The sequence below is a fragment of the Paenibacillus sp. FSL F4-0100 genome (assembly GCF_037993005.1).
Taxonomy (GTDB): Bacteria; Bacillota; Bacilli; order Paenibacillales; family Paenibacillaceae; genus Paenibacillus_AQ.
The window spans coordinates 7305488-7318336 of sequence record NZ_CP150303.1 but is presented as its reverse complement, the minus strand read 5'-3'; the positions used below and the strand labels follow the sequence as shown (position 1 = coordinate 7318336).

Here is a 12849-nt window from a genome sequence, read left to right as displayed (position 1 = left end):
TACCGTTGGCTCTCCGGATAGGGAGCTGACAGAACACCAGCATACAGAGGATGCAATGGCAAAGCATTGATGATGCCGAACCGCATGACGTGAAGGGCTTGCCCAAGGTCGATGGACCTCGGGCAAGCCCATTTTTTATCCGAATCGGCTGCCTGCATTATAACAGCTTCTTGATATCCTCTTCTATTTTCTCCGGAGTATCAGTTGGCGCAAAGCGCTTGATCACCCTGCCGCTGCGGTCCACAAGGAACTTGGTGAAGTTCCATTTAATCGCTTTAATGCCCAATGCGCCGGGAGCTTCGCTCGTCAAATGCCGGTAGAGCGGATGAGCGTTCGTGCCATTCACATCAATCTTGGAGAATAACGGGAAGGTGACGCCATGATTGAGCTTGCAGGCCTCCTCGATCGCGGAGTCCTCCTCCAGCTCTTGATTCATGAACTGACTGCTGGGGAAACCGAGAACGGCCAATCCTTGATCGCGGTAGGTTTGGTGCAGCTTCTCCAGACCGTCGAATTGAGGGGCAAAGCCGCATTTGGTCGCTGTATTGACAATGAGCATGACGTCGCCTTCATAAGATTTGAGCGTTTGGGACTCGCCGCGTATCGTTTTTACTTCATATTCATAGATGGACATCGCCGTAGAACCTCCTCCAATGAGATGTATATACAATCAGAGTATATTCTTTCGCCATGGATTGCAATTTGCTAGAAACGGCAGCGGCAATTATATGCTATATGCATGACAAAAGCTGGAATGCAATACATGATGCGGAAATATAGAGAGTAAAATTTTGTATTTTCATCTGGACTAATTTAGGAGATATATGGTAGTAGTAGAATAAGTATTTAAGAAGATGAAACAAGAGGTACTGCTGAAACTATGTGTGGGAGGACTTTATGAGATTAAAAACACAAATGCTCAAAACGACGGTAACCAGCCTGCTCGCTTTTATGTTCATCGTCCTCATTGTCCTGGTTCCGAGGGATTTGAATCTGTCGCTGGACAGCAATTTGTGGGTGACGAATTATTCCTTTGATCTGGGTGAGTATGTTACGTATATCCGAGATTATTTTGCAGCCGCCGTTCAGAACGGAACGCTGGGAGAATCGCGGTATATCGACCAGTCTTCGGAAGCCGCCGCTTTTGGAGCTGTCGGTAAAAGCCTGCTCGTTATTGTATCCGCTTTAATCATTGGATTCGTGTTCGGCATTCTGAAGGGAGTCCTTGACTACAAATTGTCCAAGACCAAATTCAATGTGCTGGGACACTGGACCACATGGCTGTTCCAATCCATTCCGGATTTTTTTCTGATGCTGATCGCCCAGTGGGTGCTCGTTAAGCATGTACCGGCTATCCGTTATTTTGCGGTTGACGGCTGGGAGGCCTTCGTGCTGCCTTCGCTGCTCGTGTCGATTTACCCGATTTTCTTCATCGCCCGAATCACTTCGGCTTCTCTGCTTGCACAGGAAGGCAAGTTATACATACTGCTGGCTAAAGCCAAAGGGCTGAGCGACCGGAAGGTCGTCTACAAACATATGCTGCGCAACGGCATCGCGACTATCCTGACCCATCTTCCGGGTCTGCTGGTCTTCATCTTGTCGAACCTGCTCGTGGTGGAATATTACCGCAACTATCCTGGAGCGGCTTGGAGATTGTTTCAGGCACTGGATTTCAATACGTTCAGCGGCACAGGCGGCAATTATGAGCCAGGTGTCATTATTTATATCGCTTTTTCCTTCATGGTGCTGTTCATGATCGTCCAATGGATCAGTCATTCGGCACGCAAGTACTTTGATCCACGATAAGAAACGAGGTGAGTCATCTTGAAGAATTTCCCTTTATGGATTGGCGGCATTCTGCTTGCTTTCTTTGTCTTTGTTATGCTGGCGGGACCGTACATGCCCTTCATTGATAAGGATTTGAAGAAGGAACCCTCCAGATGGGTCATGAAGGACGGGAAGCAGAAGCTGACCCTTCCGCCTTATAAACCTTCTTCGAAGAACTGGCTGGGATCGGATAAGAGGGGGGTCGATAACCTGAGCAAGCTGGTTGTGACCGCCAAGGATACGATTCTGCTTGTGCTCGCGATTACGGCTGTCCGATATGCGATAGGGGTTCCCCTGGGATTGATTGCCCGCAAGAGGAAGGGCTTCACCCACCAGTTCATTACCTTCTGGAACCAGCTGTGCTCCTATTTGCCGCCGGTCTTCGCCTCGGCCCTGCTGCTTGCGCTTCCGTTCTTTCTCTTCTCCCAGCAGCGGATGGGCTGGGCCATTCTAATTCTGGCCAGCGTTGAAGCAGGACGTGTTGCGATAACGATACAGCAGCAGGCCCACAAAATGGCAAGCGAGCCTTACATGGAGGCCGGAACCGCGTTAGGACTTCGCACGAGGACATTGACCAAGAATTATTATATTCCGGTCATGTTCCCCGAGGTGATCGTCAACTTCTGTTTGGATATGGGAAAGGTCATGCTGCTGCTTGGTCAACTTGCGATCGTGAACATCTTTCTTGGTCATGAGTGGAAGGAAGTTAATTATTATGTCATGGAATTTGTGGAGACCGGGTATAACTGGGCGACGATTCTGTCCAAGAATCGAGCGGATATATGGTTAGGAAAGTTCCAATTCGTTGTCTATCCCGCATTTGCGATGATGCTGCTAATCATCACGTTCAACCTGTTAGGCGAGGGCCTGCGCCGTCGTTATCAGGTTAAAGGCTGATCGGTACGTAGCCGTTAACGCGAAAAACCGGAAGGATGAGGACTTGCGCCAGGTGTTTTCCTACACATTAGGAGTGCTGGCGAAACCCATCCTTCCGGTCTTTTTTTGTTCAAATGCTGCTGCTTACCCTTTTACGGGAACATCCGGATGAGCCCAGACAGATACACTGCCGCCGTTCACCGGAAAAAGAGCGAAACCATCCTTGCCGATCGTTATGCGATCCTTCCGGGTGCGGGTCAGATCCACCCATACCTCTCCGGCTCGATGCTCGCCGACAAACATCCGCTTATCCCCGGCTTCGCCATTGGCAATGACCACCGCGCAGCCGGAGAACTCGATTTCCTGGATGCCGCGGCGAACCCAGCCTATCGTATTCGGATGGTCAAAATAATCATCCTGCTCGCCATACGCCCGATTCGCTCTGGCATAGAGCAGCGGGTCAATCGCCTCCCTTTTGCCGGGAATGGGCTTCTCGCCGCCGATTCCGTAATAATCGCCATAGAAGACGGAAGGATAACCGTCCTTTCGCAGCAGGATCAACGCATAAGCGCTCTGCTTGAACCAGTCCTCCACCCAGGATTCCAGCGATTCCTGCGGCTGTGAGTCGTGGTTGTCCACAAATGTGACAGCATTCATCGGGTGCGATTGCACAAGCGTATCGTCAAAGATCGTCCGCAGGTCAAAGGAACGGCCGGCTTTGGAAGCCGCTTGGAGTTTATAGTGAAGAGACACGTCAAACAGATCGATCCTGTAATCCACCGTATCCAGAAAGTCTCGGCAGTCTTGAAGCTCGGGATTCCAGAACTCGCCCACGATGTAAAAATCATCTCCACGCTTTTTCTTCATGGCGGTGGCAAATTCTTTAATGAAGTCATGGTTAATATGTTTGATCGCATCCAGCCGGAAACCACTGCATTGCAGCGTATCTACCAGCCACTTGCCCCATGCCACCATTTCCTTGCGTACATCCGGATGACTGTAATCAATGTTGGCAAACATCAGGTAGTCGTAATTGCCGAATTCATTGTCAACGTTATCGCTCCATGATTTATTCTCGCCGACGATCCGGTAAATGCCTGAACGCTTGCTGATATCGTCGTAATCGGTACCGTTAAAATGCGTGAAATTCCATTGAAACGAGGAGTATTGATCCCCTCGGCCAGGGAAGGTGAATTTGGTCCAGCCTTCAATCTCGAATGGCTTGGATATATCCTTGGTCCGATCCATCTCGTCGACCTGCACAACCCGAAACCGCTCGGTTTCATCTGCGCCCGCCTTATGGTTCATGACCAGATCCACATAGACGGCAATCCCGTTCTTGTGGCAGGCTGCGATGGCATCGATCAATTCCTGTTTGGTTCCATACTTCGTGGGAACCGTTCCCTTCTGGTCGAACTCTCCCAGATCATACAAGTCGTATACGCCATAACCATTGTCCACAGCGGACGATGCCTTCGTCACCGGAGGAATCCATACCGCATCGATCCCTGCCTTGCTCAGCTCCGGGGCTGCGTTCTTGAGTCGGTTCCAGTGCGAGCCATCGGCAGCAACATGCCATTCGAAGAATTGCATAATCGTATGATTTCGTTGCATACATCCATCTCCTCTATCATGATAGCTCTGCATGTTTACTGCATACTAAACTCAAATACCCAAGAAAGCTGGGGAGCTAAACCGTCCACCCGAAATGGGCGGATCGCCTACATTTAGTTTTACCCTAAAATGGAAAGAAAAAGACGGGGGTTCCTTGGGAGACTCGGAGAATCTGCGTCGCGGGTTTTTGATTTGGGGAAGGATCGTAAGCTGTACACATTGGGAGACTTGTTCATAGGGAGTCTTTGGCATGAGGGTGTTCATCAAGGAGTGATTGATAGCCTAAGAAAATCCATCTAATGTGTGAAGAGGCAAATCAAAGCGGATACCTCCATGCCGCCTGGACAAGCTCCGGTAATAAGGAAGCAAGGGGAGGAAGATCCCGAAACCGGCGGCAACACACGCCCCCCCAGGCTGATCATGTACGAAAAAAACACCATCCCCTGCGCAAAAGTTCAACGCTAGGGATGGTGTTCGTTCCTTACACACTGGCTGCCTTCCGCTTACTTATGCCATGGCATAAGTAAGCAGGATCAGCAGCACGGTGGTGATGGACATGGCCAGCAGCGGCCGCCAGGCACCGCGTATATCCTTCAAGTGGACATTCAGGCCAAGTCCCACCATGGCCATGGCAAGAATGAAGGAGGCTGCCTGAGAAATCCAATCCTTGATTGGCAGGGGAATGATCGGTTGTCCGGTAAATTCCCAGCTTCCCAGTACACTCGCTGCCATGAAGCCTAGCAGGAACCAGGGAAACTCCATCCGTGTTTGACTCTGTAAACGCCCGGTGCGCTTCATCCAGACCATGAGTGCGATACTGAGTGGTACAAGCAAAAATACGCGTCCCAGCTTGGCAAGCAGACTAATCGCAAGGGCGTCCTCACCTGCCGGAGCAGCTGCCAGTGCCACATGGGCGATTTCATGAAGACTTACGCCAGACCACACGCCGTATTGAGTGTCTGTTAAAGGAAGCAGCGGCTGGACAAGGGTATATCCGATAGCAACGATGGTTCCAAGAAAGGCGATAAGCCCTGCTCCAAGCGCGGTGTCCTTCTCCTTCGCCTTGAGAATCGGGGATACGGCAGCAATAGCCGCCGCACCGCATACGCCGGTTCCAATGCCGAGCAGGAGGGACAGGGACATATCGGCCTTCAGCCATTTGGCAATCAGCAGGGTAAGCGTAATGGCAAATACAACGCTGATGACATCCCTCATCATTAAACCAAGGCCTTGCTGGAACACGATGCCGATATTCAGCTTTAAGCCATATAGTATGATCGCTACACGCAGCAGCCGCTTGGCCGTGAATTGGATTCCAATGCGCAGTCTCTCCGGGTAACCGCGCAACTGCCGGTATATCGCGGCGATGAGAATCGCCCATGCGAGCTGGCCAAGGTAGCCAAGGCCTGGCACGCTTGCTAATGCGTAACCGATGAGGGCGATGACAAAGGTAAAGGCAATGCCGCCTGCGGCTGCGGGCAGCGTATGCTGTGTCCATCGAACCAGGCGATGGACGTGTTCTTGTGATTTGGAATAAGCTGGCTCTGTCATAAGATGTAACCTCCGATTCGTTCGGTTGGTCTGAACACATCGTATCTCATTCCACTGGATAAGAAAAATAAATCATTATGATGATCATCATAAGTGTTAAGTTATGATAATATAACTCATAACCATTTGTGGATATTGCAAACGAAGGAGGCCCAAAGGTGGATCCAACATTGGAGGTATTCGTTACGGTGGTAGAGAAGGGGAATTTTACCCGTGCGGCCGAGGAACTGCTGATGACACAGCCCGCGGTAAGCCAATATATCCAATCGCTCGAGCGGTCAGTTGGCACCAAGCTGCTGGAGCGAACCAATAAATATGTCCGGCTGACGAAAGCCGGAGAGATCGTGTATCACCATGCGAGGGATATTCTGGGTCTGTACACCCGCATGAACACGCTTGTGGACGATTTGATGCATCGGGCAAGCGGCAATTTGTCCATTGGCTCCAGTTACACCTTTGGGGAATATATACTGCCGCATTTGATCGCTTATATGAGGGAACATTATCCCTTGATCCGCCCATCGATTATGATCGGGAACACCACGGAGGTGGGGGAGATGATACTGCGCCATGAGGCGGATATCGGCATCGTGGAGGGGGATTATCAGGATGATAAGCTGCATATCGAGGCCTTTGCCGAGGATGAGATGGTGGTGATGGTTCCCCGGGGCGGGCGGTATGACCATCTGCAAGAGATATCGCTCTCCGAACTTGCGGATGAGACCTGGATTGTCAGAGAAGCTGGATCAGGCACCCGCGCGGCAACGGAGCGGATGTTCTCACGGTATCATATTCACCCTCAGCATATCGTGGAGTTTGGAAGCACCCAGCTGATCAAGGAATCCGTGGAGGCAGGCCTTGGCGTCACGCTGCTGTCGCGATGGGCGGTGCGCAAGGAGGTTCAGCTCGGAACGCTGCATATGCTGCTACCGAACGGCAAGCCGGTGGCCCGGCAGTTCTCATGGATTACACAGAAGACACCTTATCATACCAAGGCGGTTGAGGTATTTCTCGAGCTTCTGCATCATAAACGCGGTTTCCCCAAGGGAGTCTAAAGGAAGAGAACGATCTCGGTGCAAGAACATCCCGGTTTTAGGGGATGTTTTTTTGTTCGGGCATGATTACAAACGCCGTAAATGGTTAAAAATAGATACTAAAATCCTTAGAATAACAAACCATGTAACGAATGATGTGAAAATCGGACGCAAGGGGGTGTTAAGCGATGAGAACATTTAATACAATTGCTTTGCTGTTATTGATTATTGGGGGCATTAACTGGCTTTTGGTCGGCCTGTTTCAATACGACCTGGTAGCTGCATTATTTGGAGGACAGAGCTCCGCAGGGTCCCGTATTATCTATACGATTGTCGGTCTGTGTGCATTGTACTCGATCCGCTTCTTTGGTGATGTTACGAATGACGACCGAAACACAGCTAGATGAGTTACATTTAATGACATATAAATGACATAAATAAAGAGAGATATCGATTCTCTCCTAGATGAAAAAAGCCGTTCCGTGTTCAGGAATGGCTTTTTTTCTGTGCAAATCCCAAGATGGTCAGTGAATTGTAAACCTCATGTAAGGTGCAAGATCAACATATACAGTATGAAATTTCCAGTGTTTATGAGGCTTTGTATGCTCTATAGTTAAAGATAAAAACGACATATTTACGGAGTTCGGAAGGAACTCCTAGAATAAAGCCAAGCCATTGCAGCGCAATAATCGGAAGTTAACAGTATGGAAGAAAACATTACATTTTATCTGTCATCAGCCTCTTTTTTTGCGTAAGCAGTGAAAAAGGACTCCTCCACCATAAGGAAAGAGTCCGGAACGAATAGCGAAATAAAGACACGCTGAGGGGGAGTGAGGCTGTTAGGCTCAGGCAAGTTTCTGCTTCCTTTAGGAGTGGAGTGCTTTGTACATTGCATCCAGCAGGTTGTGTGTCGCATCACAGCTGTATTCCCAGAACATAATACCAGCCAAGCCTTGATCTTGTATATATTTGCATTTATGGGTCAGGGATTCGGCATCATCGTAAGTGATGAAGCTGCTGCCGTCGAATAAATAGGGCGCTTTGGCTTCATCATCCCAGTACCGCTTATATGAAGGATTGTTAAAATACTCGGCTGCAAGCTGGGTATAGGTCGGACCGTAACCACCAGAAGATGGAGCTACCTGGAGGTAACCGTTGTTGACATCCGGCACATCCTTCCACTTTCTGGAGTAGAATCCGGCGCCGATCACGATTTTTTCGCGCGGCACACCGGCTAGGGTGAACAGGCGGACGGAAGCATCGACACTGATTCGGAACAGATCGCCGGTGGAAGTGTACAGGTTGGTGTGATGGCCCGTCATCGTCTGGAATCCACCGCGCATGTCGTACGTCATCAGCTGAATGAAGTCGAGATAGGGGTGGATGTTATGGATCTCGGTGCCATCGATATAATATTGATCGGCTCCGGCCGCGATCGTGAGCAGATAGTGCTTCTTGCCCCGCCCGTACTGATCCAGTGTTTCCCGGAGCTCCTTCAGCAGCAGCGTGAAGTTCTCCTTGTCACTTGGCGATGCCGCCGTTCCGGCTATCGAGTAAGATGGATACTCCCAGTCCAGGTCAATGCCGTCGAATGGAAACTCTTGCAGCAGCTTGATCGCCGATTCGCACACGCTTTGTCTTCCTTCGGACGTGGCTGCCGCTTTCGAGAATCCGTCGGAGCCCCAGCCGCCAACGGACAACAGTATGGTTAATTCGGGATTGACGGCTTTCAAGCGTTGGATCTCGTGAATGGTGTTCGTATCGGTATACGTAATCTTGTCTTCTTGGATATGGGCGAAAGCGATATTCAAGTGAGTGAGCCGCTTGGCATCTTCGGTCGTGATCGTGGATAAGACCTTGCGCCCTGCGTAGCCGGCTAAAATCCAGGAGGATGGCAACATGCGTAATCCCTCATTTCTTTTAGAATATGTCAGTTTTGCTTTTACGGTTTATTTTTCCAACTTACGGTCAGATATGACATCTGTCAAGGATCATCCCATTGACCTGGATGACAATTTACCAGAGGGGAAGGGTCAAAAACCACATGTTTTCCTACCCGAAAACGACAATGACAAGAGTGGAAAGGACGTAAAAAGCCCGTCATACCAATGCATGAAGCCGTTTTCATTAGACCATTGAAAATGACATATTTACGGATAGTGCCGCGGTCCATACACTTGGTGTGTAAGCGTTAACATTTCTGAAGCGGGCGAAAAGCCGCACGCTAAGGAGTGGCCAGGAAGGCTCTTTCTTTTACATTAAACAGGGGTGCTTTTCCGAAAAAAATGGCTGGATTTTCATTAGAAAAGGAGGGGGCAACCTATGCAGCAAGATGGTCAATCCGCCCTGTCGCAAAGCTTATCGGTTAACACGATGCCGAATCGTAAGAAAAATACATTATGGAGGAGGATGATTCGAAACTGGGAGTTGTATTTGTTTATAGCTCCGGCATTTCTGTATTTTGTCATTTTCCATTACGGCCCGATGTACGGGATCCAAATCGCCTTCAAAAACTTCATCCCGACGTTGGGAATAACGGGAAGCCCGTGGGTCGGATTCGACCATTTCGAACGCTTCTTTAACTCTTATTACTTCTGGGACTTGCTCTGGAATACCTTGAGCATCAGCTTGTATGAGCTGGCTATCGGGTTTCCGCTGCCCATCATTCTGGCACTGGCCTTCAATGAAGTGAAGGATTCGTTCTTTAAACGTACCGTACAGACCGTCACGTATGCACCGCATTTTATTTCGGTCGTTGTCATGTCCGGTATGATCATCACCTTCTTGTCGCCTTCGTCCGGCATGATTGTTAACTTTGTGGAAATGCTTGGCTTTCAGGCGCCTCAATTCCTGACGGACCCTGCATGGTTCAAGACGGTGTATGTGCTGTCCGGGGTCTGGCAGAGTGCAGGCTGGGGTACCATTATATATCTCGCAGCCTTATCGGGTGTCGATCCTCAGCTGCATGAAGCAGCTGTCGTGGACGGAGCAAGCCGGTTCAAACGGATTCTGCACATCAACATCCCGGCGATTATACCTACGATTACCATCCTGTTGATCCTGAACATGGGCAGCATTTTGGGCGTCGGATTCGAGAAGATCCTGCTGCTGCAGAACCCGCTGAATATGAGCTCTTCCGATGTCATCTCGACATTTGTTTATCGTTCCGGTCTGGTTGACGCACAGTACAGCTTCTCTACCGCCGTCGGATTGTTCAATTCGGTCATTAATGCGATTCTGCTGATTGCGGTGAACCAAATCGCTCGTCGCACCAGCGAAAACAGCCTGTGGTAGAAGGGGGAATAACATATGTCATCCACGGTAAGGGAAAGCAAAGGGGATAAATTATTCCTGCTATGCAACTACATCTATCTGACGATTGCGCTTGTCATCGTACTGTACCCGCTGCTGTACATTGTCAGCGCCTCCATCAGTGATCCGAAGTACGTAAGCTCAGGTGAAATGTGGTTGATTCCGAAAGGGATAACTTTTGATGGATATGCCCGAGTGTTTGAGAACGCCAACATTTGGATTGGCTACAAGAACACGATTATTTATACAGTGATCGGTACGATCGTGAATCTGATTGTCACGCTGCCTGCAGCCTATGCGCTCAGCCGTTCTGATTTTGTGGGCAGAGGATTTTTTATGGCGGTGTTTCTGGTTACGATGTTTTTCGGCGGGGGACTGATTCCGAGTTACCTGCTCGTTAAAGATCTTGGCATGGTCAACAGCATGTGGGCTCTTATTCTGCCTGGAGCTGCGTCCATCTGGAACGTTATCGTGTCCCGGACGTTCTTCCAATCGACCATACCGAAGGAGCTTCAGGAAGCGGCCCATATCGACGGCTGTACGAACTTCCGGTTATTCATCAAAATCGTACTGCCGCTCTCGATGCCGATTATTGCTGTCATGGCACTCTTCTACGGAGTCGGTCACTGGAACAGCTATTTCAGTGCCATGATTTATCTGAATGATGCCGCGAAGTACCCGCTGCAGCTCTTCCTTCGTCAAATCCTGGTCCTTCAGGAGATGGCGGCACAGGGCGGCGGTGCGATTGACGCCTCATCCGCAGCAGCGATGAATTCCAAGGCGGAAATTGCTGCACTGGTCAAATATGCGGTCATTATCGTTGCGACACTTCCGGTTATTGCGGTTTACCCGTTCCTTCAACGTTACTTTGTGCAGGGTGTTATGATTGGTTCCGTTAAGGGCTGATCTTATACCATAAATCCACACCAAAAAAAGGGGAGTTGTTGTCATGAAAAAGCTTCGCAAGGCATCATCTATTTTACTCTGCCTCACCCTCTCAGCAACAATGCTTGCAGCCTGTGGTTCACCCAAAGGAGACGGGGCTGCTACAGCACCGTCCGGGACGGCCAGTACGGAAGGGGTAAAAAAGGAAGGTTTCCCGATTGTGGATGAGCCGATCACGCTGACGGTCATGTCACAGGATGCCGGTGTAGCCGATTGGAATACGATGCCCGTACTACAAGAGATGGAGAAATTGTCAGGCATCAAGCTGGAATATCAGCTTTCTCCGATTGACAGCTTTGAAACAAAAAAGAATCTGGTGTTCGCCAGCGGTGATTTGCCCGATATGTTTTATGCGGCCGACCTGAAGCCGGCTGAGCAGGTGACCTATGGTACCCAAGGAATCCTCATTCCGCTGGAGAAGTACATTGACGAGGGCTATGCACCGAACATCAAAAAGATATTTGATGAGAACCCGGATGTTCGCAAGTCCTTTACGACACCGGACGGACATATCTATGCCTTGCCATTCGTCGACAAGGCCGCCGTATGGTACAGAGGCCCGATGTGGTATAACGGCAAGTTCTTAAAAGCGCTCAACGTGTCCGAACCTAAGACAACAGAGGAACTATATACATTCTTGAAACGCGTTAAAGAAGAAGATCCTAACGGAAATGGAAAGAAAGACGAGATTCCGCTGACTTCGGTCAAGCTGGATGACCTGCGCATGTACTTCTTCGGCTTCTGGGGCATGTACAACGAAGGGATTTATTCCGACAAGGACGGAAAAGTGCACTATCCTTACCAGGAAGAAGGCTACAAAGGCTATCTGACGTTCATGAACCGTCTGTGGAAGGAAGAACTGCTGGATCATGAAACCTTCTCGCAAACAGGCGATCAGAAAAAAGCCAAGGGAGAAAACAATCAGCTGGCTCTGTTTAACGACTACCATGCGTACTTCACGCTCGGTGGCGAACCTAGCAGCGAGCATCCGCTCATGACGCCGGTGAAGAGTGAAATCGCCGATTCTCCTGTATACGGCATGCACCCTGGTATGTCGGCAAGAGGCACATTCGCCATTTCGAGCAGCAACCCGGCTCCGGAAGCTACCATGCGCTGGATCGATTATCTGTACAGCTATGAAGGCGCTACACTGTTTAACCAAGGGCCTGAAGGCACGTTGTGGAAATTCAAGGATGAGGCAAACCGCGTGAAAGAATGGCTCCCGGTGCCAGGCGGCGGAGATCGTGAGGAGTATCGCGGCAAAATCACGCCGAACTACGGTATTTTGACACCAGGCGTCAATGATCCGGATGTTGCAAAAGGTCTTCGTACCGAATTCGATGAGTGGATCGATCAGCAGAATCAAGAGAAGCTGGTGCCAATCGGCAAATCGCCATTCCCTAACGTCTATTTGACGAATGAAGAGCAGAGCGAGGCAACTTCACTGTTGTCCGATTTGGAAACGTATGTGAAACAGATGGAAGCGAAATTCGTAACAGGCCAAGAGCCGCTTGAAAATTGGGATAAATACGTTGCACAAGTTAAGAAAATGGGCAGCGACCGTCTCGTCGAGCTTTACCAAGGCGCATATGATCGCTGGAACGCCGAGCAATAATCAGATGCATAGATGAAAAACAAAGAGCCAACGTATCCCGGTCGATTCATGACCGGGGGTTGGCTATTGTTTTTA

11 protein-coding genes are annotated in these 12849 nt (G+C 49.8%); 7 read left to right on the top strand and 4 right to left on the bottom strand.

Annotated features, from left to right (window positions below):
* Positions 1-157 precede the first annotated feature (157 nt).
* The gene (locus tag MHH48_RS33215) at positions 158-634 is read right to left on the bottom strand and encodes a glutathione peroxidase (RefSeq protein WP_076323844.1); all 477 of its coding nucleotides are present in this window, start codon (positions 632-634) and stop codon (positions 158-160) included.
* Positions 635-897: 263 nt separating this feature from the next.
* On the opposite strand from MHH48_RS33215, the gene MHH48_RS33210 reads away from it, so the two are divergent.
* A complete protein-coding gene (locus MHH48_RS33210) occupies positions 898-1806 on the top strand; it encodes an ABC transporter permease subunit (protein ID WP_076323845.1) in 909 nt (302 codons plus the stop codon).
* Between the two features lie 18 nt (positions 1807-1824).
* Positions 1825-2724, top strand: a complete 900-nt coding sequence (locus MHH48_RS33205) for an ABC transporter permease subunit (RefSeq protein WP_076323846.1) — start codon at positions 1825-1827, stop codon at positions 2722-2724.
* A 123-nt stretch (positions 2725-2847) separates the two neighbouring features.
* On the opposite strand, the gene MHH48_RS33200 is transcribed toward MHH48_RS33205, so the two are convergent.
* Positions 2848-4317, bottom strand: a complete 1470-nt coding sequence (locus MHH48_RS33200; protein ID WP_076323847.1) for an alpha-amylase — start codon at positions 4315-4317, stop codon at positions 2848-2850.
* A gap of 507 nt (positions 4318-4824) precedes the next feature.
* A complete protein-coding gene (locus MHH48_RS33195) occupies positions 4825-5868 on the bottom strand; it encodes a putative sulfate exporter family transporter (protein ID WP_076323848.1) in 1044 nt (347 codons plus the stop codon).
* 158 nt (positions 5869-6026) lie between these two features.
* Here MHH48_RS33195 and MHH48_RS33190 point away from each other — a divergent pair, with 158 nt between their 5' ends.
* Positions 6027-6923: a LysR family transcriptional regulator gene (locus tag MHH48_RS33190; RefSeq protein ID WP_076323849.1), complete on the top strand. Its 897-nt coding sequence runs from the start codon at positions 6027-6029 to the stop codon at positions 6921-6923.
* A gap of 167 nt (positions 6924-7090) precedes the next feature.
* Positions 7091-7309 carry a DUF378 domain-containing protein gene (locus tag MHH48_RS33185; protein ID WP_076323850.1) on the top strand — a complete coding sequence of 73 codons (219 nt, stop codon included), beginning with the start codon at positions 7091-7093 and terminating at the stop codon, positions 7307-7309.
* 459 nt (positions 7310-7768) lie between these two features.
* Here MHH48_RS33185 and MHH48_RS33180 read toward each other — a convergent pair whose 3' ends face one another.
* Entirely contained in the window at positions 7769-8803 is a 1035-nt protein-coding gene (locus tag MHH48_RS33180; RefSeq protein ID WP_076323851.1) for a glycoside hydrolase family 18 protein, read from the bottom strand.
* Positions 8804-9224: 421 nt separating this feature from the next.
* Between MHH48_RS33180 and MHH48_RS33175 the strand changes: the two genes are divergently transcribed.
* The 3 genes from MHH48_RS33175 to MHH48_RS33165 are packed head-to-tail and all read left to right on the top strand — an operon-like array spanning position 9225 to position 12774.
* Entirely contained in the window at positions 9225-10196 is a 972-nt protein-coding gene (locus tag MHH48_RS33175; protein ID WP_076323853.1) for an ABC transporter permease subunit, read from the top strand.
* Positions 10197-10211: 15 nt separating this feature from the next.
* Positions 10212-11120, top strand: coding sequence for a carbohydrate ABC transporter permease (locus MHH48_RS33170; RefSeq protein WP_076323854.1), 909 nt, complete (start codon positions 10212-10214; stop codon positions 11118-11120).
* Between the two features lie 43 nt (positions 11121-11163).
* Complete coding sequence (locus MHH48_RS33165) at positions 11164-12774, top strand: extracellular solute-binding protein (RefSeq protein ID WP_076323855.1); 1611 nt, start codon at positions 11164-11166, stop codon at positions 12772-12774.
* The last annotated feature ends 75 nt before the right edge of the window (positions 12775-12849 follow it).

Excerpts from the sequence above, each read along its gene's own strand:
- MHH48_RS33210 (WP_076323845.1), top strand. The coding sequence starts at position 898 with ATGAGATTAAAAACACAAATGCTCAAAACGACGGTAACCAGCCTGCTC.
- MHH48_RS33185 (WP_076323850.1), top strand. The coding sequence starts at position 7,091 with ATGAGAACATTTAATACAATTGCTTTGCTGTTATTGATTATTGGGGGC.
- MHH48_RS33200 (WP_076323847.1), bottom strand. The coding sequence starts at position 4,317 with ATGCAACGAAATCATACGATTATGCAATTCTTCGAATGGCATGTTGCT.
- MHH48_RS33195 (WP_076323848.1), bottom strand. The coding sequence starts at position 5,868 with ATGACAGAGCCAGCTTATTCCAAATCACAAGAACACGTCCATCGCCTG.
- MHH48_RS33215 (WP_076323844.1), bottom strand. The coding sequence starts at position 634 with ATGTCCATCTATGAATATGAAGTAAAAACGATACGCGGCGAGTCCCAA.
- MHH48_RS33170 (WP_076323854.1), top strand. The coding sequence starts at position 10,212 with ATGTCATCCACGGTAAGGGAAAGCAAAGGGGATAAATTATTCCTGCTA.
- MHH48_RS33180 (WP_076323851.1), bottom strand. The coding sequence starts at position 8,803 with ATGTTGCCATCCTCCTGGATTTTAGCCGGCTACGCAGGGCGCAAGGTC.
- MHH48_RS33175 (WP_076323853.1), top strand. The coding sequence starts at position 9,225 with ATGCAGCAAGATGGTCAATCCGCCCTGTCGCAAAGCTTATCGGTTAAC.
- MHH48_RS33165 (WP_076323855.1), top strand. The coding sequence starts at position 11,164 with ATGAAAAAGCTTCGCAAGGCATCATCTATTTTACTCTGCCTCACCCTC.